Below are 25,477 nucleotides of genomic sequence, written 5' to 3' on the forward strand. Positions count from 1 at the left end.
TCTTCTACGTTTCCGAAAACCTTTAAGTCCAGGAGCAGATCATGAGACGAAGGCTGGCCGGGATCTCCCTCCTCAGTGTGTTAGCGCTCACAGCAGCGGCCTGCGGCGGTGGCGACGGTAACGACGGCGGGACACAGGCGGCGGACGGTCCCGTGACCATCACCATGTGGACCCGCGCGGCGACACAGACGCAGAGCGAGCGCCTGGTCGCCGAGTACAACAAGACCCACAAGAACCAGGTCAAGCTCACCGTCATCCCGACGGACAACTACCAGCCCCGCATCGCCGCCGCGGCCGGAGCCAAGCAGCTCCCCGACGTGTTCGCGGCGGATGTCATCTTCGTCCCGAACTACACCTCCCAGGGCCTGTTCATGGACATCACGGACAGGATCGCGGCCCTGCCGTACAAGGACAAGCTCGCCCCCTCCCACATGAAGCTCGGCACGCTGGACAACCGGCAGTACACGCTGCCCCACACCCTCGACCTGTCGGTCTGGTTCTGGAACAAGGACCTGTACGAGAAGGCCGGCCTCGACCCCGAGCAGGGCCCCGAGTCGCTCAAGGAGTTCGCCGAGCAGGCCACCACCGTCCAGGAGAAGCTGGGCAAGGACGGCAAGATCCACGGCACCTTCTTCGGCGGCAACTGCGGCGGCTGCTATGTCTTCACGTTCTGGCCGTCCGTGTGGGCCGCCGGTGCGCAGGTCATGAACGCCGAAGGCACGGTCTCGCTGAACGACCAGCCGCCCATGACCGCCGTGTTCGACATCTGGCGCAAGCTGTACGAGAACAAGGTCACCGGGCCGACCGCCAAGGAGGAGCAGGGCCCCACCTGGACCGGCTTCTTCCCCAAGGGTGAGATCGGCGTAATGCCGATGCCGTCCACCACGCTCGGTCTGATGCCCGAGGACATGAGGATCGGCGTCACCCCGATCGCCGGCCCCGACGGCGGCGAGTCCACGTTCGTGGGCGGCGACTCGCTCGGCATCTCCGCCACCTCCCAGAACGCCGACGCGGCCTGGGAGTTCATCTCCTGGACGGTCTCGGACCAGGCGCAGGTGGAGGTGATGGCCAAGAACAAGGACGTGCTCGCGCGTACGGACCTGGCCGGTAACAAGTACTCGGCCGAGGACCCGCGCGTGGTGCTGATCAACTCGCTGGTCGCCAAGGGCCAGACGCCGTTCGCGCTGCGCTTCGGCCAGACCTACAACGACCCGCAGGGGCCGTGGCTGCGGCTGGCCAGGGAGGCGGTCTTCGGTGACGCCTCGAAGGTCCCGCAGCTCAACACCGAGATCACGAAGTCGCTGCAGCAATGACGCTGACGGTCACCCGATCGAGGCGGGCGGCGCACTCGGCGCCGTCCGCCCGCTGGCGCAGCAGGAAGGTGCAGGGCTGGCTGTACGCGGCGCCGACGGCCGTCATCGTGGGCGTGCTGTTCATCGCGCCGCTGGTGCTGGTCGTGTGGATGTCGCTGAACCGCTGGCCGCTGCTCGGCCCCGCCACGTTCAACGCCCCCGCCAACTACGTCAAGATCGCCGACAACCCGCTCTTCGTGGACGCGGTCCTCTTCACGCTGAAGTACACGGCCATCACCACGGTGCTGCTGTCGGGCGTGGCGCTCGGGCTGGCGCTGCTGGTGCAGGAGCGCAGGCCGGGCATCGCCTTCTTCAGGACCGCGTTCTTCCTGCCGGGCGCGGTCGGCTTCGCGGCGGCGGGCCTGCTGTTCTACGGGATGCTGAACAACGACTTCGGCCCCATCGACCCGATGTTGCAGTCACTGGGCATCACCAGCGAGCCGATCAAGTGGATCGGCACCCCGAACATGGCGCTGTTCTCCACGATCACGCTGGTGCTGTGGCGCTTCGCCGGGTTCAACATGCTCATCCTGCTGACCGGGCTGCAGGCCATCCCCACCGAGGTGTACGAGGCCGCCAGGAGCGACGGCGCGAACCGCTGGCAGATCTTCACCAGGATCACGCTCCCGCTGCTGCGCCCGACGCTGGCGCTGATGCTGATCCTCAGCGTCACCGGCTCGCTGCTGGCCTTCGACCAGTTCTTCGTCTTCACCAACGGCGGCCCGGACAACAGCACGGTCTCCATGGTGATGGTCGTCTACCGGGACGCGTTCTTCCGCTTCGACCTCGGCGGCGCGGCGGCCCTGTCGGTCGTGCTGCTCGTGGCCCTGGTCGGGCTCAACACGCTGATGATGCGGAGGCTGCGGTGAGCCGTTACCTCACCCTGTCGGCCCTGGCGGTGCTGTTCCTGTTCCCACTGGTGTGGAGCGGGTACGCGTCGCTGGAGGAGCCGTCGAACTACCTGGAGATGGCCCGCTTCGGCGAGGGCATCGACACCTACGCCGTCAACAGCGTGCTGGTGTCGGCCATGACCGTGGGCGGCACGCTGATCGTCTCTGCGCTCGGCGGCTACGGCTTCGCCCGCTTCGACTTCCCCGGCAAGAACGTGCTGTTCCTGGCCACGCTGGCGATCCTCATGGTGCCGTACGCGACGATCCTGATCCCGCTCTACGTGCTGCTCGGCTACCTCGGCCTGCAGAACTCGCTGGTCGGGCTCTCGCTGGTGTTCGTGATGTTCCAGCTCCCGTTCGCGCTGTTCATGATGCGCAACGCGTTCGAGGCGGTGCCGCGCGAGCTGGAGGAGGCCGCGCTGGTGGACGGCTGTGGCACGTTCCGCGCCTTCTCCAGGATCCTGCTGCACGCCGTGCGGCCCGCGCTCATCACGGTGGGCCTGTTCGCGTTCCTGGCCTCGTGGAACGACTTCTTCGCGCCGCTCATCCTGCTCAACGACGGATCGTCCTTCACGCTGCCGGTGGCCGTGGTCAGCATGACGCAGCACACGTTCGGCGCCATCGACTACGGCATGCTCCAGGCCGGCGTCATGGTCATGGCCCTCCCCTGTCTCATCCTCTTCATCGTTCTGCAGCGCCACTACGTGCGCGGATTCATGTCAGGAGCTCTGCGTGGCTAGTCCCGTCCTGCCCTCATCGGGTGTCCTGTCCCCCCTCGGCCTCGATTCCGTACGCGTGCTGCCCGGTTTCTGGGGCGACCGGATCGCCCTGAACAACGAGGTGACGATCGCCCACTGCCAGGAGTGGGAGGAGCGCGAAGGCTGGATCGGCAACTTCAGGGGCGAGCGGCCCCGCAGAGGACGGGAGTTCAGCGACTCGGAGATCTACAAGCTGCTGGAGGCCATGGCCTGGGCGGACCATCCGGGGCTGCCCGCGCTGGCCGAGACGGTGGCGCAGGCCCAGGAGGGCGACGGCTACCTCAACACCCGCTGGTCGGGCAGCCGCTACACCGACTTCGAGTGGGGGCACGAGCTCTACTGCTACGGCCACCTCATCCAGGCCGGGGTGGCGCGGCTGCGCATGCACGGCGAGGACCGGCTCACCGAGGTCGTCACCAGGGCCGCCGACCACGTGTGCCGCCGGTTCATGGACGGTGAGGAGACCTGCGGCCATCCGGTGATCGAGATGGCGCTGGTGGAGCTGTACCGGGCCACCGGGGCGGAGCGGTACCTGGAGCTGGCCCGCCGCTTCGTCGAGCGCCGCGGCCTGCCCGCGCTGGCCGACATCCCGTTCGGCCGCGCCTACTACCAGGACGACGTGCCCGTCAGGCAGGCGCAGGTCTTCCGCGGGCACGTGGTGCGCGCGCTCTACCTGGCCTCCGGCGTGGTGGACGTGGCGGTCGAGACCGGGGACCAGGAGCTGCTGAAGGCCGTCGAGTCACAGTGGGAGCGGACGGTCGCCCGGCGCACGCATCTGACCGGCGGCATGGGCTCGAGGCATGCCGACGAGTCGTACGGCGAGGACTACGAGCTGCCGCCGGACCGCGCCTACAGCGAGACGTGCGGCAGCATCGCCTCCCTCATGCTGGCGCACCGGCTGCTGCTGGCCACGGGCGACGCCCGCTACGCCGACCTGGCCGAGCGGACCATGTACAACATGCTCGCCACGGGCGTGGCGCTGGACGGCACGTCGTTCTTCTACGTCAACCCGCTGCAGGTACGGGTGCCCGCGACGCCGCTCGACGGGGTCAACCACGCCGCGGAGGGCGGGCTGCGCTCGCCGTGGTTCGACGTGTCGTGCTGCCCGAACAACATCGCCCGCACGCTGGCCTCGCTGCCCGCGTACGTGGCCGCGACCGGGGACGGCGGGGTGCTGATCCACCACCTCACCCCGGCGGAGATCCGCTCGGCGCGGCTGGCGCTGCGGGTGGAGACCGGCTACCCGTGGCAGGGCTCGGTGAGCGTGCGGGTGCTGGAGGACGGCGAGGGCCGCATCGGCCTGCGCGTCCCCGCCTGGGCGACGGACGCCACGCTCGCGCACGTCCCGGTCTCCTCCCAGGACGCCCCGCTGCCCGAGGGCCCGGTCATCCGGCCGGTCGGCCCCGGCTACGCCTACGCCGAGGGGCCCTGGCGGGCCGGTGACGAGCTGCGGCTGGAGCTGCCGATGCGGGCCAGGTGGACCCTGCCCGACCGGCGGATCGACGCGTTGCGGGGCAGCGCGGCCGTGGAGCGCGGGCCGCTCGTGTACTGCGCGGAGTCGGTGGCCGACGAGCCGCCGCTCGCCGGGGTGACGGCGCGCGTCGACCCGCCGGTGGAGCACGAGACGGACGGCGTGGTGGAGCTGGAGGTGGGCGCGCGGCTGACGGCCGGCGGCAACGGCTCCTGGCCGTACGGGGCGGCGCCCGACGAGGAGGAGGGCACCGACGTGCGGCTGCGGCTGGTGCCCTACCACCGGTGGGGCAACCGCGGCCCCGCGACCATGCGGGTCTGGCTTCCGACGATCTGAGGAGACGCACGTGCCTGTGACCGCGAAGACCACCGTCACCGTCCAGTAGCGCCTATTCTGTCCTGGCCCCGCCCGTTACGCGGGGCCAGGACAGGACGGGACAGAGCACGATGGCCGAACTCGCCGAGACTCCGCGCGGACGCCTGACAGGCCGGTTCGTGGTCGCGTCCGTCATGGCCGTGGCCTCGCCGATCCTGTCGCTGACGGCGTACCTGGTCTGGGCCGGGCTGCCCGCGCAGTGGGCGCCCGACATCACCGTGAGCCCCCAGTCGGCGGTCACCTTCACCTTCCCCGCCGTCGGCGCCTTCCTCATCTACCACCGGCCCCGGCTCAACCTGGCCTGGCTGATGTGCGTCGGCGGGCTGGCCGCGGCCGTCAGCGACGCGGCCAGCGCGCTGATGTTCCACGCCGCCGCCATCGGCGAGCCGGCGCTGGCGGGATGGCTGCGGGTGCCGCTGCGGCTCGGATGGGCGGTGTGCGGGCTGTCGCTCACGATGGTGCTGCCGCTCTACTCGCCGGACGGCCGCCTGCCGTCCAGGCGCTGGCGGCCCGCCCTGTGGCTGGGCTGCTTCTCGATCGGCACCGCGGCGGTCCAGTACCTGTTCAGGGCGCCGCGGACCGAGGGGTACCCGTATCCCTCGGTCATCCCCAACCCGCTGGGGATCCCCGCGCTGGCGCCCTACGCCGACGTGATGGCGACGGTGGGCTGGGCGGGCATCTACACCGCGATGGCCCTGGCCGCGCTGTCGCTGGCCTCGCGGCTGCGCGGGGCCGACCCGGTGGGGCGGCGGCAGATCGGCTGGCCGCTGTTCGCGTTCGCCGGGTACATCGTCTTCCTCGTCCTGGCCGCGATCTGGCCCGTGTTCATGTGGCCGGCCATCGCGTGGGCGGCGGCCATCCCGTTCGCGATGGCGTTCGCGGTGATGCGGTACCGGCTCTACGGCATCGACACCGTGATCAGCCGGGCCTTCGTGGCGGCCGGCGTGGTCGTCGTGGTCAGCCTCGTCTACTTCGGCGTGGGCACCCTGTCGAGCCTGGTCGTCTCCGGCTACCACCAGGTCGCCGGGATCGCGGCCGCGCTGTTCGCGGGCGCGTTCTTCCAGCCGCTGCGGCGCGGGCTGCAGCGGGCGGTGGACCGGATGTTGTACGGCGCGGTCGGCGACCCCGGCGTGCTGGCCGAGCGGCTGACCCAGGCCGTGCGCGGCGCCGACCCGGCCAGGGCGCTGAACTCCGTGGTCAGCGTGCTGCGCGACGGGCTGGCCGTCGAGGGCGTGGCCGTGGAGGTGGCCGACGGCGAGCCCCGCTACGTGGAGAGCGGCCACGTCGGGGCCGAGCCCCGGGAGGTGCCGCTGGTCTGGCACGGGGCGCGGGTCGGCCGCCTGCTCGTCGGGCCGCCCGGGCCGCGCCGCTTCCCCGCCGCGCACAACGAGCGCGTGCTCGCGACGCTCACCCCGTACGCGGCGGACGTGGCGCACGCCGTCCGCATGGCGGCGGACCTGCAGCGCTCCCGCGAGCGCATCCTCACGGCCAGGGAGGAGGAGCGCCGCCGCCTGCGCCGCGACCTGCACGACGGCCTCGGCCAGACCCTCTCCGCGATGGCGATGACCATCAACATGGCCCGCCTGAGCCTCAAGAGCTCCCCTGACGCGGCCGACGAGCTGCTGCGGGAGCTGCACGCCGGCATGAGCGCCGTCACGAGCGACATCCGCGAGCTGGTGTACGGCCTGCGCCCGCCCGCGCTCGACGACCTGGGCCTGGCCCGCGCGGTCCGCGACCTGGCCGGGCACTCCTCGCCCGACACCGAGATCGAGGTGACGGTCGAGGGCGACGTGGAGGACCTGCCCGCCGCCGTCGAGGTGGCCGTCTACCGCATCGTCCAGGAGGCGCTCACCAACATCCGCCGCCACGCCGAGGCGTCGCGGGCCAGGATCGTGCTGCGCCGGGAGGAGCCGGTGCTGCGCGTGCTGATCACCGACGACGGCAAGGGGCTGCCCGAGCGGCACCGCGCGGGCGTGGGGCTGGGCTCGATGCGGGAGCGGGCGGCCGAGCTGGGCGGCCTCTGCGTGGTGACCGGCGAGCCGGGGGCGGGCACCCGGGTCGAGGTCATGCTGCCGCTGCTGACGGCGGGCCTGAGCGTCGGCTCCTGACGGGCATGTGCTTCAGACCGGCATGCGCTCCAGACCGGCATGCGCTCCAGACCGGCATGCGCTCCAGACGGTGTGCCACAGCCTTTACCCGGTCGGAGTCGTCGGTTGACGGCCGCACCACCAGCTCTGGAGGTGGCCGCTGGCAGCCTGAGAAGGACGCATTCATGCGGGGGTGAGCGAGTATGACGCGATTCAACGTTCCGGCCTGTGTCCTGGTGCTGGCGTCCGCGACCGCCGTGGCGCCGGCCTCCGCGCAGCAGCGGGCTCCGTGCCCGACGCCCGGCGCCGCCAGGCCCACCGTCGTGCTGGTCCACGGTGCCTGGGCCGACACCTCCAGCTGGAGCGGCGAGATCCGGGCGCTGCAACGGGCGGGCCACGTCGTGCGCGCGGTGGGCAACCCGCTGCGTGACCTGAACGGCGACGCGCAGACCGTACGCGACTTCCTGGACACGCTCTCCGGCCCTGTCGTCCTCGTCGGCCACTCCTACGGCGGCTCCGTGATCACCAACGCCGCCGCGGGCGACCCGGACGTCGAAGCCCTGGTCTACGTCAACGCGGCGGCACCGGCCGTCGGCGAGACGACCGCGCAGCTCAGCGGCTCCGGCTCGGCCCTCGGCGGCGACCCGGCCACCCTGTACGACCGGGCCGCCTACTCCGGCGCGGCGGGCGGCGCGGCCGACCTCTACCTGAAGCGGGACGTCTTCGTCCGCTCCTTCGCCTCCGACCTGCCCAGGGACACGGCCCGCGAGCTCTGGGCGACCCAGCGGGCGGCCTCGACGGCCGCGTTCACGACCCCGTCGAAGGCCGCGGCGTGGCGGACGATCCCGTCCTGGTACTTCATCGCCACCGGCGACCAGATCATCGTTCCCGAGTCGCAGCGGGCCATGGCGAAGCGGGCCCGCTCGAAGGTCACCGAGTTCGCCGGCGGCTCGCACCTGACCCTCGTCTCGCATCCCGAGGCGGTCACCCGGGTGATCGAGGACGCGGTCTGCTCCGTCCGCTGAGAACCACGGCGCGGGCGGAGAGGAAGTGGTGGTTTCCTATACGCATGCCTGATCTCGTAGTCGACGGCGGCGACAAGCTCTGCGTCCAGTTGCTCATCGAGCTGCGGGCCCACGTCCGCGCGGCCGGGCCGGGCGCCGTCATCCACCTGATCGCCACCGACCCCGCCGCCCCGGTGGACCTGCCCGCGTGGTGCCACCTGACCGGGCACACCTACCTCGGGCCGGTGGAGGGGGCGCGGCGGCCCACGTTCGCGCTGCGGGTGGCCGAGGCCGCCAAGGAGACCCAGGACGCCAAGCCGTGGCACGCGGCTTAAGCGGTTAACACCCGTACGGGAGGGGCACCATGGCGGGGGGGCGAAGTGACCTAAAGTAGGGAGGGTTATCCGGTTCAGAGAGGGAGTCCGTGAAGCGACCGACGATCGCCGACATCGCCAGCCGGGCGGGAGTGTCCAAGGTGGCGGTCTCCTACGCGCTCAACGGGCAGCCGGGGGTGTCGGAGGCGACGCGGGCCCGGATCATCGCCATCGCCGACGAGATCGGCTGGCGGCCCAACAGCGCCGCCCGCGCCCTGAACGGCGCCAGGGCCAACTGCGTGGGCCTCGCGCTCTGCCGCCCGGCCCGGATCCTCGGCGTCGAGCCGTTCTTCATGGAGCTGATCAGCGGCATCGAGGGGGTGCTCGCCGACCGCTCGTACGCGCTGCTGCTCCAGGTCGTCACCAGCCACCAGCAGGAGAGCGAGGTCTACCGCCACTGGTGGGGTGAGAGCCGCATCGACGGCGTGTTCCTCGTGGACCTGCACTACGACGACTCCCGCGTGGCCGAGCTCGAACGGCTCGGCATGCCGGCCGTGGTCATCGGCCATCCCTCCGAGTCGGGCTCGCTGTCGGCCATCTGGTCGGAGGAGGGCGAGGCCGTCCGCGAGACCGTCGGCTACCTGGTGGCGCTGGGCCACCGCCGCATCGCGCGGGTGGCCGGGCTGCCCGAGCTGGTCCACACGACCGTCCGGGACCAGGCGTTCAAGCAGGCGTGCGAGGGGGTGGCCGAGCACGTCATCGTGCACACCGACTACACCGGCGAGGAGGGCGCCAGGGCCACCAGGCGGCTGCTCAGCTCGCCGGAGCGGCCCACCGCCATCGTCTACGACAACGACATCATGGCCGTGGCCGGTCTGTCGGTGGCGCAGGAGATGCGGGTGGAGGTGCCGCGTGACCTGTCCATCGTGGCCTGGGACGACTCGCCGCTCGCCCAGGTGGTCCGGCCGCCGCTGACCGCGCTCACCCGTGACATCCCGGCCTACGGCGCCCACGCGGCGCAGCGGCTGCTCGCGTTGATCGCGGGCGAGGACGTGCCGCCGTACGAGGACCAGGCGGCCATCCTCACGCCCCGTGGCAGCACGGGGCCCGCTCGCTCCGCTTGACCGGCTCGACCGGCTTGACCGGCACGACCGGCTTGGCCCGCTCGGCACGTGTCGCGGGCCGGGACCGCGGCTGGCAGACCGCCCGTCCGAGCCCGTGACACGTGCCGTCCCCTCCTCGCGGCATCTCTCCGGGGAGCCGCCCCTGCGTCCCCCGCGCCGAGGCGACTCCATACTGACCGAGGCCGGTACGCACCGCCTGAGTACCTCCATACCTAAACGAGATACGAAATTCGGCGAATCGTGACCTGCTCGGCCGAGAACCGGCAGGGCTGCGGCGTGGCGGCGGGCGACGAGGCCGAGGTGGAGGTCACACTGGACACCGCACCCCGCGTGCCCTGCTCGCGCAAGAGGTGGCACGCGCTGAGCGTCGAGGGCGCCAAGAAGCCCTGGACCCGGCAGCGGCGCGTCGCCGACGCGGTGGCCGAGCTCGCCGGCGGCGTGGGCCGACGGCCGATTGTCACGGGGGCGTAACGCGAGACCTGGCGGGTAGGCGGGCGATATGACTGAGGGTTTTGACACCGACATGCTCTGGGACGAGTTCCACCGGGCGGTCAACATGAACTCCGAGGAGCTGCGGACGTACCTGCTGGCCGAGGCGTCCTCCGAGGAGGGCTTCCCGCCCGACCCCGACCTGGGCATCGACGAGCTGGGCCGGGGCGTGCTGCACGTGCTGAGCAAGCGGAAGGGCGACCTCACCAAGACCGATCTCGACGTGATGCGCCAGGTCGTCGAGCTCGTCGAGACTTTGGGCGAGCGTACGGACGACGAGTCGCGGCGCGAGCTGATGTCGGTCGGTCACGACCCGTTGAGAGGATGACCCGATGGTCCAGCCGCATCCGTGGATCGAGGGCTACGTACGCGCGTGGAACTCCAACGATCCCGACGACATCGCCGCCTTGTTCACCGAGGACGCCGTGTACTACACCGAGCCCTACAGCTCGCCGTGGCAGGGGCGCGACGACATCGTCCGCGAGTGGCTGGGACGGCAGGACAAGCCTGGTGAGGCCACCTTCGAGTGGCATCCGGTGAGCGTGACGGAGGACGTCAGCGTCATCCAAGGAGTCACGACATATCCCGACAAAACGTATAGCAACCTCTGGGTGATACGGTTCGCTCCCGATGGGCGATGCCGGGAATTCACCGAATGGTGGATGAGGCACGATGCCAGATGATGCAATGGGCCGAACCGTCCCCACCCGAGGAGATCCGTTGAGAGACAACCTCGACCTCGCCGCGAGCGCCCAGGAACTGGCTGACGCCGCCCCGACGGGATCGATCGACCGCGCCGCCGCCTCGTCCGTGGCGATCACGCTCGCCACCACCCGTGACATGAACGACGCCAGGCAGACCCTGGACGGCGTCTCGCCCGAAGAGGTCCGGCAGGCGGCGCTGGCCTTGTTCGACCGTCTCTCGACCCAGTAGGCGCAGCTCGGATCAAGCAGCACCACCGGCGGGCGCCAGGCGAGGCTTCGGGGGCGGGCGCCAGGCAGGACTGGCGGCGGGCCGTCAGGCGGAGCGTCAGGCGGGGCGATCGGCGGGCGTCAGGCGGGACTCCACGGCGCGGCGGGCGCGGGCGGCGGCCCGCTGGTCGCCGTGGAGCTGGATCGCGTGGTTCAGCGCCATGACCACCCCGAGCAGCTCGAACACCACCTGCTCCGGATCCGTGCCCCGGGGCAGCTCCCCCGCGGCCACGGCCCGGCCCACCTCCTTGCCCAGCCGCCCCCGCCACGCCTCGAACCGGCTCTCGACCGCGTCCCGCACCACCCCCGGCCGCCCGTCGAACTCGTGCGCCGCCGCCACGAAGAAGCAACCACCGGGAAAGACCTGCCGTTCCAGGTAGGAGATCCACGCCTCGCACAGCACCCGCAGCCGCGCCAGCCCCGGCGCGGCGGGCAGGGCGGGCTCCCACACCTCGGCGCGGAAGATCTCCCCGGCCCGCTCCAGGACGGCGAGCTGCAACGCCTCCTTGGAGCCGAAGTGCCCGAGCACGCCTGACTTGCTCATGTCCAGCTCGGTGGCGAGCCGCCCGATGGTCAGCCCTTCGAGCCCCTCCTTGGACGCGATGGCCACCGAGCGGTCGAGGATGGCCGCCCGGGTGCCCAGCGCCTCGGCGGCCGACCTGCGCGGGCTCATCCGAGACCCCGTGGTGCGTCGTTCATGCGGGCCACTTTAGCGTCCGAACGTTCGGTTGCTATAGTCCGCCGCATGAGTGGATCACGACTTGTCGCCACAGGTCACTACCAGCCCGCCAGGATCCTGACCAACGACGAGCTGGCGGAGCTGGTGGACACCAGCGACGAGTGGATCAGCAAGCGGGTCGGCATCCGCACCAGGCACGTGGCCGAGGACGGCGAGAGCGTCGCCGACCTGGCCACGCACGCCGCCGCGAAGGCGCTGGCCGGCAGCGGCCTGCGACCCGCCGACATCGACCTCGTGCTGGTCGCCACCTGCACCCAGACCGAGCGCGCCCCGAACGTCGCCTCCCGCGTCGCCGCCGGCCTGGGCGTCCCGGGCGGCGCGCTCATGGACCTCGGCGCCTCCTGCTCCGGCTTCACCCACGCCCTGGCGCAGGCCGACCACGCCATCCGGGCGGGCGCCGCCACCCATGCCCTGGTCGTGGGGGCCGACAAGATGACCGCGGTGACCGACTGGACCGACAGGACCACCTGCGTGCTCACCGGCGACGGCGCCGGCGCGGCCGTGGTGAGCGCGGCCGAGCAGGCGGAGATCGGCCCGGTCGTGTGGGGCTCGGCACCCGAGCTGGGCCGGGCCGTCCGCATCGAGGGCACCCCCACCCGCTTCTCCCAGGACGGCCAGACCGTCTACCGCTGGGCCACCACCCGGCTGCCCGCGCTGGCCCGGCAGGCGTGCGAGCGCGGCGGCGTCCGCCCGGAAGACCTGGCGGCGGTGGTCCTGCACCAGGCGAACCTGCGCATCATCGAGCCCATCGCCGACAAGCTCGGCGCGGTCAACGCGATCGTCGCCAAGGACGTGGTGGACTCGGGCAACACCTCGGGCGCCAGTGTGCCCCTGGCGCTGGCGAAGCTGCTGGAGCGCGGCGAGGTGCCGCGGGGCGCGCCGATGCTGCTGTTCGGCTTCGGCGGCAACCTGTCCTACGCGGGCATGGTGGTCCGCTGCCCCTGACTCGTCGCCGCCGGTGGTTGCGCTCAGCGACCGGGGCGAACACTGTGGAGGCATGCCAGGCGTCGACACCCTGGACGGCCTGTTGCGGGCCGTCGCGGAATTCCGTACGGACGACTACGAGCTGCCGGTCGAGAAGGGCGCGCTCGACCGGGCCAGGCGCTCGCTGGAGGAGACGGGGCTGCTGCTGCTCGGCGAGGTCCACGGGGTCAGGGAGAACCCGCTGATCATCCTCGGGCTCATGCGGGCGCTCGGCCTGACCCACCTCGCCCTCGAATGGCCGCAGAACCTCAAGCCGCAGCTCGACGTCTACCTGTCCGACGGTACGGGGCTCGACCATCCGCTGTGGTGGCTGGGTGACGGGCGCGTGACGGCGGGGCACTTCGCGGTGCTGAAGGCGATCCCGGGGCTGACGGTCACGCTGTTCGACGGGGGGATGTTCACCGGCGACTGGTCGCAGCGGGACGCGTTGATGGCCGAGCGGGTGCTGGCCGAGCGGCCCCGGTCCACGCTGGTGGTGGCGGGCAACGCCCACACGCTGACCTCGCCGACCGAGCTGGGCCTGCCGATGGGGGCCTGCCTGGCCAGCGCGCGGCCGGCGCTGGAGAGCGTGCGCATCCAGTACGGAATCGGGAGTTACTACAACATCGAGCCGAGGCAGAGCAGGGGGTACGCGGCGGTGGCCGGGTTGTACGCGGCGGACGGGGAGCTGTGCGTGGGGTTGCCGGAGTTCGGCGAGGCCACGGTGCCGCACCTGCCCGTCGAGCTGCTGCGGGACCGCCTCGGGTTCTGAGCGGGCGGGCCCGGCGCGGGTGCCGCGGCACCGCACGTTGCGCGCGGTCATCGGCTGGAGCTGGAACCTGCTGTCGGAGCGCGAGCGTGAGCTGCTGCGCGGCCTCACGGTCTTCTCGGGCGGCGCCAGGTACGAGGCCGTCTCCCGGGTCCGCGGCGGCGACCTGGACTCGCGCTGGAGCGGCTGCCGCCCGCACGGCGCTGCCGATCCTGACCACGGGTCCGGAGCCTGTAGGCTGCGGATTCCTCACCTTCGTGCAGCCGCCCGGCCGGCCCCTCGACTCCCCAGGTCGCGGCCACGGCCTGGCGGATGTCCGGAGTCAGAGGCGTGTTGACGTAGATCACACCGTCCGGCTACGTGCTTCCCGTTTGGCGGCGGATGCGCCAAGGTTAGGGCAACTTGCACCGCGAGGTAAGGAGAGCAGTGGCCAGTCCTGGCACCATCGACACTCGAGGCAGTGACTTCGCCCGACTAGCCCATCGCATTGCGGACGCCGGTCTTCTCGACCGGCGTCCCTTTTATTACGCCGTCCGGATGAGCATCGCCGCCGTCGTGTACGCCGGCGGCTGGGCCCTGTTCGCCTGGGTGGGCGACTCCTGGTGGCAACTCCTCGTCGCGGCCGCCCTGGCTGTGATCTTCGCGCAGTTCGGCTTCCTCGCCCACGACCTCGGGCACCGCCAGGTGTTCAGGACGCGTCGCCCCAGCGACATCGCGGGCCTGGTGATCGGCAACCTCGGCGTCGGGCTCGGCTGGGGCTGGTGGACCACCAAGCACAACAAGCACCACGCCAACCCCAACCACGAGGATCACGACCCCGACGTCTCACCCGCCGTGATCGTCTGGTCGCAGGACCAGGCCGCCCGCAGCACCGGCCTGCCCCGGTTCATCGCCAAGTACCAGGCGTTCTGGTTCTTCCCGCTGCTCACGCTGGAGGCCTGGCACCTGCACATCGCCAGCGTCAAGGCGCTGTTCCAGCCCACCGCCAAGCGCCGCAACCTGGAGCTGGCGCTGCTGCTGGCGCACTTCGTGCTCTACTTCGGCGTGGTCTTCACCGTGCTGCCCTTCGGCATGGCCCTGCTGTTCCTCGTCGTGCACCAGGGGGTGTTCGGGGTCTACCTCGGCTGCACGTTCGCGCCCAACCACAAGGGCATGCCCGTGCTGACCAAGGAGGACAAGCTGGACTTCCTCCGCAAGCAGGTGCTGACCTCCCGCAACGTGCGCGGCAACCTGTTCACCGACGTGGCGCTCGGCCAGCTCAACTACCAGATCGAGCACCACCTGTTCCCCCACATGCCGGCGCCGAACCTGCGCAAGGCCCAGCCCATCGTCGAGCGCTACTGCCAGGAGATCGGCGTCGACTACCTCCAGACCGGCCTCATCGAGTCCTACGGGCAGGCGCTGCGGCACCTGCACGAGGTGGGCGCCAAGCTGCGCTGACCTCCCGGCCGGCCGCCCACGGCCGGCCAGCCCTCAGGGCGCCCCTCACCGGGCGCCCTCCTCCTCCAGCCGCTCGATCAGCCGGTCACGGCGGCGTTCGAGCTCGGCGATCAACTCGACCTGCTCGTCCGCCTGGCTGATCATCGCCGAGACCTCGATCTGGTCGGTCGCGCCCATGTCGCGGATCTGGTCGCGCACGTCCTGGTTCTCGGCTCGCAACCTGGTCAGGTCCTCTTCGATCTGCCGGAGTTCGTCCTTAGTGCTCATCCAACGCCCCTACCCAGAAGCGCCGCCGCGATTACCCGACCGCGTGCGTGGCCGTACAGAATGAGGGGCATGCGCAGGCCGTCGCCCAGCACGATCGTGTCGGTCGTCACCATCGCCGCCGTGCTGGCCGGCTCCTTCCTCGCCTTCGCCAACTCCGGCCCGACCAACGTGCTGGACGTCGTGCTGCCGCTGGTCGCCTGCGCCGGGCTGCTGGCCAGGGAGCGTTATCCGGTCGTGGCGCTGGTCGTGGTGACGGTGTCCGTGGCCGCCTACTACCCGTACGCGGGGCTCGACGGGCCGCTCGTCGTGATGTTGTTCGTCGTGCTCTACACGGCGGCCGACCGCGGTCACCTCACGGCGGCCATCGCCACGGGGGCGGCGGCGCTGCTGGCCATGGGCGTCGGCGAGACCGGCGGGATCAGGCACGTGGACGACAGCACGTTCATCATGATCACGGGCTGGGTGGTCGCGTCCATCGCGTTCGGCGGGGTCACGCGCAACCGCCGCGCGTACCTGTCGGAGGCCCGTCAGCACGCGCTCGACGCCCTGCTGACCAAGGAGGAGGAGGCCAGGCGGCGGGCCAGCGAGGAGCGGCTGCGCATCGCCAGGGAGCTGCACGACGTGCTCGGGCACAACATCTCCATGATCAACGTGCAGGCGTCCGCGGCGCTGCACGGCATCCGCAAGCGGCCGGAGGACGCCGAGGCGGCGCTGCGCACGATCAAGGAGACCAGCAAGGAGACGCTGCGCGAGCTGCGGACCACGCTGGGCGTGCTGCGCCAGGTCGACGAGGACGCGCCGGTCGCGCCCGCCGACAGCCTGGCGCGGCTGGACGCGCTGGTCGCGGCATCGGGCCTGACGGTACGCACGGAGCTGCCCGAGCCGCTCGGCGCGCTGCCGACCGAGGTGGACCTGGCCGCCACCCGCATCGTCAGGGAGGCGCTGACGAACGTCTCCCGCCACTCGGGCACGCGGGAGGCCACGCTCACGATCACCACCGAGGCCGGAGACATCATCATCACCGTGGACGACGACGGACCCGGCGCCACGTACGACGGGGGCAGCGGCTTCGGGATCCAGGGCATGCGTGAGCGCGCGACGGCGCTCGGCGGCACCCTGGAGGCCGGCCCGCGCCCCGGGGGCGGCTTCCGCGTCACCGCCCGCCTGCCACTGACCCAGCCGACGAACGGGGCCCGATGATCCGCGTACTGCTCGCCGACGACCAGACCCTGGTGCGTGCCGGGTTCCGCTCCATCCTCAGCGACGAGGACGACATCGAGGTGGTGGCCGAGGCCGCCAACGGCGCGCAGGCGATCGCCGGGGCCCGCGAGCACCGGCCCGACGTGGTGCTCATGGACATCCGCATGCCCGAGCTCGACGGCCTGGAGGCCACCCGCCGCATCGCGGGCGACCCGGCGCTCGACGGCGTGAAGGTGATCATCCTGACCACGTTCGACCTCGACGACTACGTCTACGGCGCGCTGCGGGCCGGCGCCGGCGGCTTCCTGGTCAAGGACACCGAGCCGGCCGAGCTGATCCACGCCGTCAGGGTCGTGGCCAGGGGAGACGCGCTGATCGCGCCGTCGATCACGCGGCGGCTGATCGCCGAGTTCGCCGGCCGGGTCAAGCGGCCCGAGCCGGGCCCCGAGCTGAACGCGCTCACCGAGCGGGAGCGCGAGGTCATGACGCTGGTGGCGGGCGGCCTGTCCAACGACGAGATCGCGGCCCGCCTCGTGCTCAGCCCGGCCACGGCGAAGACGCACGTCAGCCGCATCATGACCAAGCTGCGCGTGCGTGACAGGGCCCAGCTCGTGGTCATCGCGTACGAGGCCGGCATGATCACGCCGGGCTGGCTTACTCCCTGAGTCGTACGCCGGCGGGCCTCATGCGACCCGGGAGGTAAGCCGGGTGCCCTCCCCGGCATGACGCGGCGGGCCCGGCCGTACCGGGAGGGTCTGTGGCATGGACATCGTGGACCTCGCCCGCCTGCAGTTCGCGCTCACGGCGGGCGCGCACTTCCTGTTCGTGGCGCTCACGCTGGGCCTGGCGACGCTGGTCGCCGTCGTCCAGACCCGCGCCACCTTCGGCGGCGATCCCGTGCACCTGCGGATGACCCGGTTCTGGGGCCAGCTCTACATCATCAACTACGCGATGGGCATCGTCACCGGGCTCGTGATGGAGTTCCAGCTCGGGCTGTCGTGGAGCGGGCTGACCGAGTACGCGGGCGACGTGTTCGGCTCGGCGCTGGCCATCGAGGCGCTGGTGGCGTTCTTCGTCGAGTCCACGTTCCTGGGATTGTGGATCTTCGGCTGGAACAAGCTGAACCGGTGGGCGCACCTGGCGCTCATCTGGGTGGTGACGCTGACCGCGTACGCGTCGGCGTTCTGGATCATGGTCGCCAACGGCTTCCTGCAGAACCCGGTCGGGCACGTGGCGGAGGGCGGGCGGCTGCGGCTGACGGACTTCGGGGCCATGGTGGCCAACCCGGCGGCGCAGGTGGCGTTCTGGCACGTGCTGTTCGGGGCGATGGTCGTCGGCGGGTTCTTCATGGCCGGGGTGAGCGCGTACCACCTGCGCAGGCGCACCCCCGAGCAGGATCTGTTCCGCAAGTCGCTGCGGATCGGGATCGGCGTGGCGCTGCCCGCCCTGCTCCTGACGGCCACGTTCGGCGGGCTCGGGTTCGAGACCATGCAGCCGACGAAGGTCGCCGCGTGGGTCGGCTCGCCCGAGCGGCTGGCCGCCGCGCAGGCCGAGATGGTGGCCAGGTTCGGCCCCGGCGACTACCTGCCTCCGGTGGAGGCGGTGCAGACGAGCGGCATCACGATGATGGCGCTGTTCGCGCTCATGCTGTTCGTGGCCGGGCCGAGTTTCCTGCTCATGCTGATCCGGCCGGTGGTGCGCGGGTTCAGGCTGTGGCACCGGCTGCTGACGCTGATGATCCCGGTCCCGTTCGTCACCGTGCTGGCCGGCTGGGTCTTCCGCGAGCTGGGGCGCCAGCCGTGGGCCGTGTACGGGCTGCTGCGGACGTCCGAGGCCATGTCGCCGGTGACCGGAGGGCAGCTGGTTTTCTCGCTGGCCGCGTTCGTCACGGTGTTCGCGGTGCTCATCGTGGTCAACTACTGGCTGCTGGCCAGGCAGGCGCGGCGCGGGCCCGGCGCGGTGGCGCTGGGCGACCGGCCGGTCGAGACCCCCGTTCCTGCTCCTTCGTTCTAGGGACGCTTGTCATGGAGATCTTCATCCTGGGCTTCTTCGCCATCGGTTACCTCGTGCTGGCCGGCGCGGACATCGGGGTCGGCATGGCGCTGCCGTACCTGGGCCGGTCGGCGGGCGAGCGGCGCGAGGTGATCGCCGCGATCGCGCCGTTCTTCCTGGGCAACGAGGTGTGGCTGGTGGCCACGGCGGGGGTGCTGGCGGGGCTCTTCCCCCGGCTGGAGGGCGAGCTGCTGCACGGCAACCACACCGTGGTGGTGACGCTGCTGGTGGCCTGGGTCGTGCGCGACATGGGGCTGTGGCTGCGCGGCCGGCTGCCGGGGGCGCGCTGGCAGGCGGGCTGGGACGGCGCGATCGCGGCCGGGAGCTGGGGGCTGGCGCTGAGCTGGGGCATGCTGCTGTCGCAGGTGCTGCTCGGCATCCAGGGGCCGGTGGCGCTGCTGCCCGCGCTGGTGCTGGCCGCGTTGTTCGGCACGCACGGGCTGACGTTCGCGGCGCTGCGGCTGCGCGGGACGCTGCGGGCGCGGGCCGCGGTGCTCGCCGGCGGGGCCGGGGAGGGGCGCACGTACGCGCTGACCTCGGCGGCGCTGGTGGTCGTGGGGGTGCTGGCCGGGCTCCGGCTGCCGCTGGAGCCCGGCACGTCGGGGCCGCTGCTGGTGCCGGTGGTCCTGACCTTGATCCCGTTCCTGGTGGCGGTCCAGGCGTGGGTGTGGTGGACGTTCAGGCACCGGGTGAGCGGGCCCTCCTACCTGTGATCAGAACAGGGGCGCCCCGTCCCTGGTGAGCTTCCAGTTGGCGGCGGCGAAGCCGGCCGGGTCGATGGTGCCCTGGGCGGTGGCGTACTCGATCAGCGCCTGCCGGATCTCCACCTGCGCGTTGTAGAGCACGGGCGCGGCGGTGACGTGCGGGAAGCCGCCGCCGCCCGACTGGCGGTAGTTGTTGATCGCGACCACGAACTCCTTGTCGTCCGGGATCGGCGCGCCGTCGTAGGTGAGGTTCGCGACGCGCTGACCGGCCGGCTTGGCCACGTCGATGTCGTAGGAGACCCCGGCGAGCTGGTCGTAGTTGTAGTCGGGGGTGTTGTTCGCGTTGGTCAGCTTGGCGACGTCCACCGGGGCGCCGGGCGCGAGCTGGTTGAAGTACTTGGCGGAGTACTCCAGGTAGTCCTTGAGCTGCGCCCCGGTCAGCTTGACCGCCATCAGCGTGTTGTCGTAGACGTACAGGCCGGCCACGTCCCTGACCCGCACGTCACCGGCGGGGAAGACCGCGCTGCGGCTGAACGGCGCGGCGATCGACAGCACCGGCAGGGTGTTGTCCGGCAGCGCCTGCTTGACCGTCTCGATCTGCACGTGCTGGATGTAGTCGAGGATCGGCGTGTCCCTGTACGGCGACTCGGCCGCCGAGAGCTGCTGCGACGACGTGGCCACGACCTTGTTGACGTAGCCCACCGTGGTGTCGTGCTGCGGCTTCAGCAGCGTCACGATCTTCGGGTCCTCGGGGACGGTGTTCGTGTTGATCGTGGTGGAGGACTTGCCGGTGACCACCCACCTGCCGCGCTGCTTGGTGAGCTGGAAGTCCAGCCGCGACAGGCGCTGGCCCCACTTGCCCGGCTCGGTCAGCAGCACCTGCTCGCCAGTCGCCTTGTTCGTCACGAACCGCTGGGCGACCTCGTTGTGCGCGTGCCCGAACAGCACCGCGTCGATGCCCGGCACCTGCTCGGCCACCATCGCCGAGGCGTTCTCCACGGGCAGGTCGCCGCCGTAGGACGACAGGCCGTTGTCGCCCGCGTGCGCGGTCACGACGACCACGTCCGCGCCGAGGCCCCGGATGACCGGCACCCACTTCTTCGCCGACTCGACCAGGTCGGTGAAGCGCAGCCGGCCCTCGACGTTGGCCTTGTCCCAGATGGCCACGCCCGGGTTGGTCAGGCCGAGCACGCCCACCTTGACCGGCTTGTCGCCCTTGACCTTCATGCTCTTGATCACGAACGGCTTGTACGCCGGCAGCCCCGACCTGTCGTGGACCGCGTTCGCGCCGAGCACCGGGGCCTTCAGCTGGTCGATCCAGGTGGCCAGCAGCGGCAGCCCGTAGTTGAACTCGTGGTTGCCGAGCGTCACGGCGTCGTATCCGATGGCGTTCATGGCCGCGGCCATCGGGTGGGTCTCACCGGTCTCGGTGATCGGCTCGACCTTGGCGTAGTAGTACGCCAGCGGCGTGCCCTGGATCGTGTCACCCGAGTCGAACAGCAGTGTGCGGTCCGCCCCGCGCTCCGCCCTGATCTGGTTGACCAGCGACGACACCTTCGCCAGGCCGACGTGGTTGCCCTGGCTGTCGGAGTAGGCGGTGTCCTTGAAGTAGTCCCAGTTGAGGGCGTTGCTGTGCAGGTCGGACGTGCCCATGACCGTGACCGTGACCGTTTTCGCCGGTGCGACGGCCTGCGCGGGGAGTGCCACCAGGGCCAGCGCGCAGGTCGCGGCGGCCCCGGTGAGGGCGAGCTTCATGGTTCGCATGAGGCGGAGAGTAATCCTGACAAATCACTCAATGGTTACGACCGGGTGATGAACTCCCTGATCAACGCCGTGACCTCCGCCGGGCGCTCGTGCAGGACGACGTGGCCGCTGTCCAGCTCGGCGTACTCGCTGCCGGGGACGGCGGCGTGCATGGCGCGGGCGTGCTCCACCGGGACCAGGTAGTCCTGGGTGTTGCCGATGACCAGGGTGGGGGCGGTGATCCTCGGCAGCAGGTCCCTGATGTCCACCCGTAGGTCCAGCTCGATCTGGCGCAGGGTGCCGGGCGGCGCCTGGCCCGCCATCAGGGCTCCGGCGCCCACCGAGCCGACGAAACCCGGGCTGAACCCCACGAGCGGCCCGTACGCGGCGAAGCTCTCCGGGTCGGTGGCGGCCAGCCGCGCCCACGTACGCAGGCCCAGCTCCAGCCGCGAGTCCGCGAGGTGCGTCCAGCCGGCGATCAGCACCAGCCGCCTGACCAGCTCGGGCCGCTCGGCGGCGAGCTTGGCGGCCACGACGGCGCCCAGCGAGAACCCCACCAGGTCGGACGGCTCCTCGAACGCGGCGGCCACCTGACCGGCGAGCAGGTCGAGCGTGAGGTCGCCGCCGGGGTCGAAGGTGCGGCCGCTGCCGGCGTAGTCGGGGGTGATGACCGTGCGCAGGTCGGCGAAGCCGGGGACGAGGTGGGCGTAGTTGGTGACGGCGTCGCCGCCGGTGCCGTGCACCAGCACGAGACCGGGGCCGCTGCCCGCCTTCCCGTAGTGGACGGCGCCGCCACCGTGGATGACCGTGGGCATACTGGTCGCACTCCTTTCTTTAGCGATCGATACAGAACCATAACATAGCGATCGCTATAGAATGGCGGCATGGCCAGGCAACGGGAGTTCGACAGGGAGGCGGCGCTGGAGACGGCGCTGCTCGCGTTCTGGCGCCACGGCTACGAGGCCACCTCGATCGCGGAGCTGACCGCCGCGATGGGGATCAGGCCCCCCAGCCTGTACGCGGCGTTCGGCGACAAGCGGCGGCTGTTCGAGGAGGCCGTGCGGCGCTACCAGCGGACCTACGGCGCCTTCACCACCCGCGCGCTGACCGAGGAGCCCACCGGGCGGGCGGCGATCGAGCGGGTGCTGAGGGAGACGGCGGCCGAGTACGCCAGCCGGGAGCACCCGGCCGGCTGCCTGATCATCACCGCCGCCGTGAACTGCGGGCCGGAGTCGGCCGAGGTGGAGGCGTTGCTGCGCGGCTTCAGGGAGGAGGCCAAGGCGGCGATCAAGGCGCGGATCGACGACGACGTGGCGGCCGGGCGGCTGCCCGCCGCGACGGACACGGCGGGCCTGGCCACGTTCTACGCGGCGACGATCCAGGGCATGTCCACGCAGTCGCGCGACGGCGCCCGCTACGAGGACCTGCTCGCCGTCGCCACCCTCGCCATGTCCGCCTGGCCCGCCCCTGCCGTGGTCACAACGACTTGACCGAGGCGTCCTCCGGCGGGATCTCCGGCGGCGAGGCACGCAGCCAGCGGCAGCCGTGCGGGTCCATCGGCAGCCGAACCACGCCCTGCTGCGACACCTCCAGCGTCCCGTCCACCAGCAGGTCCGTGAGCAGGTGCCGCTCCAGCCCGGCCAGCCGCAGCTCCACGTCCTGAGCCGTGTCGCAGAGGTTGTGCGCGACCACCACCGTGGCCCCGTCGGCGTCGCAGCGGTGCGCGAAGACCGCCGGATGGCCGGTGTCGAGCACGGTGTACTCGCCCCACGCCAGCTCCGGGCACTCCCGGTAGCGCTCGATGAGCAGCTCGAACCAGCGCAGCAGCGACGCCGTGTCCCGCTTCTGGTCGGCCACGTTCACCCGGTCGGGGGCGAAGGAGCCACCGGGGATCTCGCGGACCGGCTCGGCCTGGCTGAAGCCGCCGTCCTGCGACCACTGCATCGGGACGCGGACCGCCATGCGGCCCTCCTCCTCCAGGTTCTCCCCCATCCCGATCTCCTCGCCGTAGAAGATCACGGGCGTGCCGGGAAGCGAGAACAGCAGGCTGTAGGCCATCTTGACGCGCCGCAGGTCGCCGCCGAGCATCGTCGGCAGGCGGCGGCGCAGCCCGCGCCCGAAGATCTGCATCTCCTTGCGCGGCCCGAACGCCTGGAAGACCTCCTCGCGCTCCTCCTCCGTCAGCTTGTCGAGGGTCAGCTCGTCGTGGTTGCGCAGGAACATCGCCCACTGGCAGTCCTTGGGCGGCTTGGGACGCTCGCGCAGGGCGTCGGCCAGCGGCGTGGCGTCGCTGCGGGCCAGCGACAGCCAGGCCTTCTGCATGCTGATGAAGTCGAAGCACATGGTGATCTGGTCGCCCAGCCCATCACCGAAATAGGCGATCAACTCCTTGTACGGCACGTTGACCTCGCCGAGCAGGATCGACCCGCCCTTGCGCCGCGTCATGAACGCCCGCAGATCCGCGAGGAACTCGTGCGGGTTGGCCAGCTTGGGGTTGATGTTCTCGATGAGGAACGGCACCGCGTCCACCCTGAATCCCGACAGCCCCAGCTCCATCCAGAACCCGAGTATCCGCGTGATCTCGTCCCTGACCTCGGGGTTGCCCACGTTCAGGTCGGGCTGGTGCCGGTAGAAGCTGTGCAGGTAGTACTGGCGCGAGCCCTCGTCGTACTCCCAGACGCTGTTCTCCTTGTCGGGGAAGACGATCTGCTCGGGGTTGTCGGGCTCCGGCTTGTCGGACCAGACGTACCAGTCGCGGCGGGGCGAGTCCCGGCTCGCGCGGGCCTCCTTGAACCAGGGGTGCTGGTCGGAGGTGTGGTTGACGACCAGGTCCGCGATGACGCGCAGGCCGCGGTCGTGCGCGGTCCGCATGAACTCCACGAAGTCGCCCAGCGTCCCCAGGCGGGGGTCGATGCTGTAGAAATCGGTGATGTCGTATCCGTCGTCCTTGTTGGGGGTCGGGAAGAACGGCATGAGCCAGAGACAGGTCACGCCGAGCCCTGCGAGGTAGTCGATCTGCTGCGTCAGGCCGCGGAAGTCGCCCACGCCGTCGCCGTTGCCGTCCTTGAACGTCTCCACGTCCAGGCAGTACACAACGGCGTTCTTCCACCAGACGTCGGAGGTGTACGTCAGTCGCATCCGTAGCCGCTACCCCACGGGGCGGCTCTCATGACAGCACCGCTACGTCAGCGCGCGATGGGCGGCCTCCAGCAGGTCCCGGAAGGCCCGACGGCCACGCCGGTGGCCACGTGCGCGTTCGGGCATCGGCCCAGGTCACCGATCGCCGTCGCGGTGCCCCGGCCTGGTCGACTGCCTGGCCCGCAGCGCGATCTCCAGCTCGAACCGGATGTCGGGATCGGCGAGCTGGTCACCGTACAGCTCTTCGAGCTGCCGCAGCCGGTAACGCACGGTCTGCGGGTGCACGTGCAGCTTGGCCGCCACCTCGCCGGCCCCGCGCCCGTACCGCAGCCAGGCCAGCAGGGTCTCCGCCAGCCGGTCCTGCTGGGTGGGCCGCAGGTGGGCCAGGGGGGCGAGCCGCACCTCGGCCAGCACGTCGACCAGCTCCTCGTCCTTGAACACCACCAGCGTCGCCAGGTGGTCCTCGCACCGCAGCAGCCCGCGGGGCAGCACGCCGCGCCGGGACAGCTCCAGCGCCTCCCCCGCCCACCGCAGGGACGTCGCGGCCGCCACCAGCGGCACCGCGGGCCCGATGGCCGCGCGCCGCCCGCGCAGCGCGTGCTCCAGCAGCTGCGCCTGGCCCGGCCCCGCCGGGTCGGGCACCAGCAGGCACGGCAGGGGCCTGCCGGGGCCGGTGAGCACGTCGGGCGGGAGCGGGGGCACCCGGCAGGTGCCGTACTGGTCGTCGAGCGCGACGCAGGCCACCGTCCTGGGCAGCCGCCAGGCGGCGGCCTTGGCCAGGTCGGCGATGGCGTCCGGGCTGGCGGGCGGCTGGCTGAGCAGCAGGTCGAGCAGGCGGGCCCGGCGGCGCTCCATCTCGCCCGCCTCGTGCGCCCTGGCCTCGTCGTAGCCCTCGGCCGCGGCGTCGGCGAGCCGGTCGAGGTGGACGAAGACGGCCTCGCCCAGCTCGCACAGGGCCTGGGGTGACAGGCCGAGCGGGCCGGCGATCTCGGTCAGCCGCCGCCAGCCGACCCGCGCGCCGAGCCGCATCGCGGCCTGCAGCGGCTCCAGGTTGCGGCCCTCCGCCGCCTCCCCCTTGCCGATCATGCGGAACGGCTCCGGGTCCCACGGGGCGTCGGGGCTCTCGATGCGGTCGAGGAAGCCCTCGATGGCCTGCTCGACCGCCATCCGCACGACCTTGATGTAGATCTCGTCCGATGGCCGGGCGTACTCGGGGATGCGGGCCTGGATCTCCTCGATCACCTCTTCGGAGACCGGGCCGACGCCCGACCTGAGCGTCTTCACGATGTGCGCTGGTGTACGGCTTTCGCTGATGTCACTCTTGATCGCCATCGTCCCTCCTGTCGCCATTGTGACCCAGGCAACAGAAGAATGTGTAGCAAACGCTTGTTTCTTATCACTTCTGGAGGAACGCGCTGAACTCCTCCAGGTCGATCAGGCCGTCACCGTCCTTGTCCAGCTTGAGCACGCCCTCCTGGGCGGCCTCCAGCGTCACGGGCTGGCCGAGCACCTCCATCAGCCGGACCAGCTCGACAGCGGAGATGCGGCCGTCCTTGTCGGCGTCGATCAGGTCGAAGGTGGTGGCGAACTCGCTCATGGGGGGCACCTTTCTACGGGTCGATCTCGG

At 71.2% G+C, this 25,477-nt stretch carries 27 protein-coding genes; 20 read left to right on the top strand and 7 right to left on the bottom strand.

The genetic code is table 11. The annotated features are described in order from the left end of the window. Positions 1-41: 41 nt before the first annotated feature. The 12 genes from LCN96_RS52050 (at position 42) to LCN96_RS52105 (ending at position 10,797) form a co-directional block, all read left to right on the top strand. Entirely contained in the window at positions 42-1,313 is a 1,272-nt protein-coding gene (locus LCN96_RS52050; protein WP_225269793.1) for an ABC transporter substrate-binding protein, read from the top strand. Continuing rightward, entirely contained in the window at positions 1,310-2,221 is a 912-nt protein-coding gene (locus LCN96_RS52055; protein WP_225269794.1) for a carbohydrate ABC transporter permease, read from the top strand. The genes LCN96_RS52050 and LCN96_RS52055 overlap by 4 nt, the downstream gene beginning before the upstream one ends. Then, positions 2,218-2,982: a carbohydrate ABC transporter permease gene (locus LCN96_RS52060; protein WP_225269795.1), complete on the top strand. Its 765-nt coding sequence runs from the start codon at positions 2,218-2,220 to the stop codon at positions 2,980-2,982. The genes LCN96_RS52055 and LCN96_RS52060 overlap by 4 nt, the downstream gene beginning before the upstream one ends. Continuing rightward, positions 2,975-4,807, top strand: coding sequence for a glycoside hydrolase family 127 protein (locus LCN96_RS52065; protein WP_225269796.1), 1,833 nt, complete (start codon positions 2,975-2,977; stop codon positions 4,805-4,807). Before LCN96_RS52060 ends, LCN96_RS52065 begins: the two co-directional genes overlap by 8 nt. A 110-nt stretch (positions 4,808-4,917) precedes the next feature. Next, positions 4,918-6,954, top strand: coding sequence for a sensor histidine kinase (locus tag LCN96_RS52070; RefSeq protein ID WP_225269797.1), 2,037 nt, complete (start codon positions 4,918-4,920; stop codon positions 6,952-6,954). 182 nt (positions 6,955-7,136) lie between these two features. Then, the gene (locus LCN96_RS52075; RefSeq protein WP_225269798.1) at positions 7,137-7,958 is read left to right on the top strand and encodes an alpha/beta fold hydrolase; all 822 of its coding nucleotides are present in this window, start codon (positions 7,137-7,139) and stop codon (positions 7,956-7,958) included. Positions 7,959-8,002: 44 nt separating this feature from the next. After that, positions 8,003-8,272, top strand: a complete 270-nt coding sequence (locus LCN96_RS52080; RefSeq protein WP_225269799.1) for a sulfurtransferase TusA family protein — start codon at positions 8,003-8,005, stop codon at positions 8,270-8,272. 89 nt (positions 8,273-8,361) lie between these two features. Further along, positions 8,362-9,375, top strand: a complete 1,014-nt coding sequence (locus tag LCN96_RS52085; protein ID WP_225269800.1) for a LacI family DNA-binding transcriptional regulator — start codon at positions 8,362-8,364, stop codon at positions 9,373-9,375. Between the two features lie 240 nt (positions 9,376-9,615). Continuing rightward, positions 9,616-9,846 (top strand): YdeI/OmpD-associated family protein, encoded by a 231-nt coding sequence (locus LCN96_RS52090; RefSeq protein WP_225269801.1) that lies wholly within the window; start codon positions 9,616-9,618, stop codon positions 9,844-9,846. Between the two features lie 28 nt (positions 9,847-9,874). Further along, a complete protein-coding gene (locus LCN96_RS52095; protein ID WP_225269802.1) occupies positions 9,875-10,192 on the top strand; it encodes a DUF3140 domain-containing protein in 318 nt (105 codons plus the stop codon). A 4-nt stretch (positions 10,193-10,196) separates the two neighbouring features. Then, positions 10,197-10,547, top strand: coding sequence for a nuclear transport factor 2 family protein (locus LCN96_RS52100; protein ID WP_225269803.1), 351 nt, complete (start codon positions 10,197-10,199; stop codon positions 10,545-10,547). A 37-nt stretch (positions 10,548-10,584) separates the two neighbouring features. After that, positions 10,585-10,797 carry a hypothetical protein gene (locus LCN96_RS52105; RefSeq protein ID WP_225269804.1) on the top strand — a complete coding sequence of 71 codons (213 nt, stop codon included), beginning with the start codon at positions 10,585-10,587 and terminating at the stop codon, positions 10,795-10,797. A 96-nt stretch (positions 10,798-10,893) separates the two neighbouring features. Here the strand turns inward: LCN96_RS52105 and LCN96_RS52110 are convergent, their stop codons facing one another. After that, positions 10,894-11,508 carry a TetR/AcrR family transcriptional regulator gene (locus tag LCN96_RS52110; RefSeq protein WP_225269805.1) on the bottom strand — a complete coding sequence of 205 codons (615 nt, stop codon included), beginning with the start codon at positions 11,506-11,508 and terminating at the stop codon, positions 10,894-10,896. 72 nt (positions 11,509-11,580) lie between these two features. Here LCN96_RS52110 and LCN96_RS52115 point away from each other — a divergent pair, with 72 nt between their 5' ends. The 3 genes from LCN96_RS52115 to LCN96_RS52125 all read left to right on the top strand — a co-directional run bounded on the left by LCN96_RS52115 (position 11,581) and on the right by LCN96_RS52125 (position 14,746). Further along, positions 11,581-12,519 carry a beta-ketoacyl-ACP synthase III gene (locus tag LCN96_RS52115; protein ID WP_225269806.1) on the top strand — a complete coding sequence of 313 codons (939 nt, stop codon included), beginning with the start codon at positions 11,581-11,583 and terminating at the stop codon, positions 12,517-12,519. A gap of 52 nt (positions 12,520-12,571) precedes the next feature. Further along, a complete protein-coding gene (locus tag LCN96_RS52120; protein ID WP_225269807.1) occupies positions 12,572-13,309 on the top strand; it encodes a hypothetical protein in 738 nt (245 codons plus the stop codon). Positions 13,310-13,843: 534 nt separating this feature from the next. Next, complete coding sequence (locus tag LCN96_RS52125; protein ID WP_225269808.1) at positions 13,844-14,746, top strand: fatty acid desaturase family protein; 903 nt, start codon at positions 13,844-13,846, stop codon at positions 14,744-14,746. A gap of 45 nt (positions 14,747-14,791) precedes the next feature. Here LCN96_RS52125 and LCN96_RS52130 read toward each other — a convergent pair whose 3' ends face one another. Next, positions 14,792-15,013: a hypothetical protein gene (locus tag LCN96_RS52130; protein WP_225269809.1), complete on the bottom strand. Its 222-nt coding sequence runs from the start codon at positions 15,011-15,013 to the stop codon at positions 14,792-14,794. A gap of 69 nt (positions 15,014-15,082) precedes the next feature. On the opposite strand from LCN96_RS52130, the gene LCN96_RS52135 reads away from it, so the two are divergent. From LCN96_RS52135 to LCN96_RS52150, 4 genes are all read left to right on the top strand, one after another. Then, positions 15,083-16,213 (top strand): sensor histidine kinase, encoded by a 1,131-nt coding sequence (locus LCN96_RS52135; protein WP_225269810.1) that lies wholly within the window; start codon positions 15,083-15,085, stop codon positions 16,211-16,213. Continuing rightward, positions 16,210-16,878 (top strand): response regulator, encoded by a 669-nt coding sequence (locus LCN96_RS52140; protein WP_225269811.1) that lies wholly within the window; start codon positions 16,210-16,212, stop codon positions 16,876-16,878. Before LCN96_RS52135 ends, LCN96_RS52140 begins: the two co-directional genes overlap by 4 nt. 97 nt (positions 16,879-16,975) lie before the next feature. Continuing rightward, positions 16,976-18,226 carry a cytochrome ubiquinol oxidase subunit I gene (locus tag LCN96_RS52145; protein ID WP_225269812.1) on the top strand — a complete coding sequence of 417 codons (1,251 nt, stop codon included), beginning with the start codon at positions 16,976-16,978 and terminating at the stop codon, positions 18,224-18,226. A gap of 11 nt (positions 18,227-18,237) precedes the next feature. After that, entirely contained in the window at positions 18,238-18,978 is a 741-nt protein-coding gene (locus LCN96_RS52150; protein WP_225269813.1) for a cytochrome d ubiquinol oxidase subunit II, read from the top strand. On the opposite strand, the gene LCN96_RS52155 is transcribed toward LCN96_RS52150, so the two are convergent. Together LCN96_RS52155 and LCN96_RS52160 are read right to left on the bottom strand one after the other, a co-directional pair. After that, complete coding sequence (locus LCN96_RS52155) at positions 18,979-20,733, bottom strand: bifunctional metallophosphatase/5'-nucleotidase (protein WP_225269814.1); 1,755 nt, start codon at positions 20,731-20,733, stop codon at positions 18,979-18,981. A gap of 35 nt (positions 20,734-20,768) precedes the next feature. Continuing rightward, positions 20,769-21,527, bottom strand: coding sequence for an alpha/beta fold hydrolase (locus LCN96_RS52160; RefSeq protein ID WP_225269815.1), 759 nt, complete (start codon positions 21,525-21,527; stop codon positions 20,769-20,771). Between the two features lie 69 nt (positions 21,528-21,596). On the opposite strand from LCN96_RS52160, the gene LCN96_RS52165 reads away from it, so the two are divergent. After that, positions 21,597-22,202, top strand: a complete 606-nt coding sequence (locus LCN96_RS52165) for a TetR/AcrR family transcriptional regulator (protein WP_225269816.1) — start codon at positions 21,597-21,599, stop codon at positions 22,200-22,202. Here the strand turns inward: LCN96_RS52165 and LCN96_RS52170 are convergent. From LCN96_RS52170 to LCN96_RS52180, 3 genes are all read right to left on the bottom strand, one after another. After that, a complete protein-coding gene (locus LCN96_RS52170; RefSeq protein WP_225269817.1) occupies positions 22,189-23,850 on the bottom strand; it encodes an alpha-amylase family protein in 1,662 nt (553 codons plus the stop codon). The two genes, LCN96_RS52165 and LCN96_RS52170, sit on opposite strands and share 14 nt — an antisense overlap. A gap of 135 nt (positions 23,851-23,985) precedes the next feature. Then, the gene (locus LCN96_RS52175; RefSeq protein ID WP_225269818.1) at positions 23,986-25,182 is read right to left on the bottom strand and encodes a helix-turn-helix domain-containing protein; all 1,197 of its coding nucleotides are present in this window, start codon (positions 25,180-25,182) and stop codon (positions 23,986-23,988) included. A 64-nt stretch (positions 25,183-25,246) separates the two neighbouring features. Continuing rightward, positions 25,247-25,447, bottom strand: a complete 201-nt coding sequence (locus LCN96_RS52180; RefSeq protein WP_397351835.1) for an EF-hand domain-containing protein — start codon at positions 25,445-25,447, stop codon at positions 25,247-25,249. Positions 25,448-25,477: the final 30 nt, after the last annotated feature.

It is taken from the genome of Nonomuraea gerenzanensis, from assembly GCF_020215645.1.
Lineage (GTDB): Bacteria > Actinomycetota > Actinomycetes > Streptosporangiales > Streptosporangiaceae > Nonomuraea > Nonomuraea gerenzanensis.

Bases quoted from the DNA above. Each gene is read 5' to 3' on its own strand.
- LCN96_RS52050 (WP_225269793.1), top strand. From the start codon at position 42: ATGAGACGAAGGCTGGCCGGGATCTCCCTCCTCAGTGTGTTAGCGCTC.
- LCN96_RS52055 (WP_225269794.1), top strand. From the start codon at position 1,310: ATGACGCTGACGGTCACCCGATCGAGGCGGGCGGCGCACTCGGCGCCG.
- LCN96_RS52070 (WP_225269797.1), top strand. From the start codon at position 4,918: ATGGCCGAACTCGCCGAGACTCCGCGCGGACGCCTGACAGGCCGGTTC.
- LCN96_RS52075 (WP_225269798.1), top strand. From the start codon at position 7,137: ATGACGCGATTCAACGTTCCGGCCTGTGTCCTGGTGCTGGCGTCCGCG.
- LCN96_RS52080 (WP_225269799.1), top strand. From the start codon at position 8,003: ATGCCTGATCTCGTAGTCGACGGCGGCGACAAGCTCTGCGTCCAGTTG.
- LCN96_RS52095 (WP_225269802.1), top strand. From the start codon at position 9,875: ATGACTGAGGGTTTTGACACCGACATGCTCTGGGACGAGTTCCACCGG.
- LCN96_RS52100 (WP_225269803.1), top strand. From the start codon at position 10,197: ATGGTCCAGCCGCATCCGTGGATCGAGGGCTACGTACGCGCGTGGAAC.
- LCN96_RS52110 (WP_225269805.1), bottom strand. From the start codon at position 11,508: ATGAGCCCGCGCAGGTCGGCCGCCGAGGCGCTGGGCACCCGGGCGGCC.
- LCN96_RS52115 (WP_225269806.1), top strand. From the start codon at position 11,581: ATGAGTGGATCACGACTTGTCGCCACAGGTCACTACCAGCCCGCCAGG.
- LCN96_RS52120 (WP_225269807.1), top strand. From the start codon at position 12,572: ATGCCAGGCGTCGACACCCTGGACGGCCTGTTGCGGGCCGTCGCGGAA.
- LCN96_RS52125 (WP_225269808.1), top strand. From the start codon at position 13,844: ATGAGCATCGCCGCCGTCGTGTACGCCGGCGGCTGGGCCCTGTTCGCC.
- LCN96_RS52130 (WP_225269809.1), bottom strand. From the start codon at position 15,013: ATGAGCACTAAGGACGAACTCCGGCAGATCGAAGAGGACCTGACCAGG.
- LCN96_RS52135 (WP_225269810.1), top strand. From the start codon at position 15,083: ATGCGCAGGCCGTCGCCCAGCACGATCGTGTCGGTCGTCACCATCGCC.
- LCN96_RS52140 (WP_225269811.1), top strand. From the start codon at position 16,210: ATGATCCGCGTACTGCTCGCCGACGACCAGACCCTGGTGCGTGCCGGG.
- LCN96_RS52145 (WP_225269812.1), top strand. From the start codon at position 16,976: ATGGACATCGTGGACCTCGCCCGCCTGCAGTTCGCGCTCACGGCGGGC.
- LCN96_RS52150 (WP_225269813.1), top strand. From the start codon at position 18,238: ATGGAGATCTTCATCCTGGGCTTCTTCGCCATCGGTTACCTCGTGCTG.
- LCN96_RS52155 (WP_225269814.1), bottom strand. From the start codon at position 20,733: ATGCGAACCATGAAGCTCGCCCTCACCGGGGCCGCCGCGACCTGCGCG.
- LCN96_RS52160 (WP_225269815.1), bottom strand. From the start codon at position 21,527: ATGCCCACGGTCATCCACGGTGGCGGCGCCGTCCACTACGGGAAGGCG.
- LCN96_RS52165 (WP_225269816.1), top strand. From the start codon at position 21,597: ATGGCCAGGCAACGGGAGTTCGACAGGGAGGCGGCGCTGGAGACGGCG.
- LCN96_RS52170 (WP_225269817.1), bottom strand. From the start codon at position 23,850: ATGCGACTGACGTACACCTCCGACGTCTGGTGGAAGAACGCCGTTGTG.
- LCN96_RS52175 (WP_225269818.1), bottom strand. From the start codon at position 25,182: ATGGCGATCAAGAGTGACATCAGCGAAAGCCGTACACCAGCGCACATC.
- LCN96_RS52180 (WP_397351835.1), bottom strand. From the start codon at position 25,447: ATGAGCGAGTTCGCCACCACCTTCGACCTGATCGACGCCGACAAGGAC.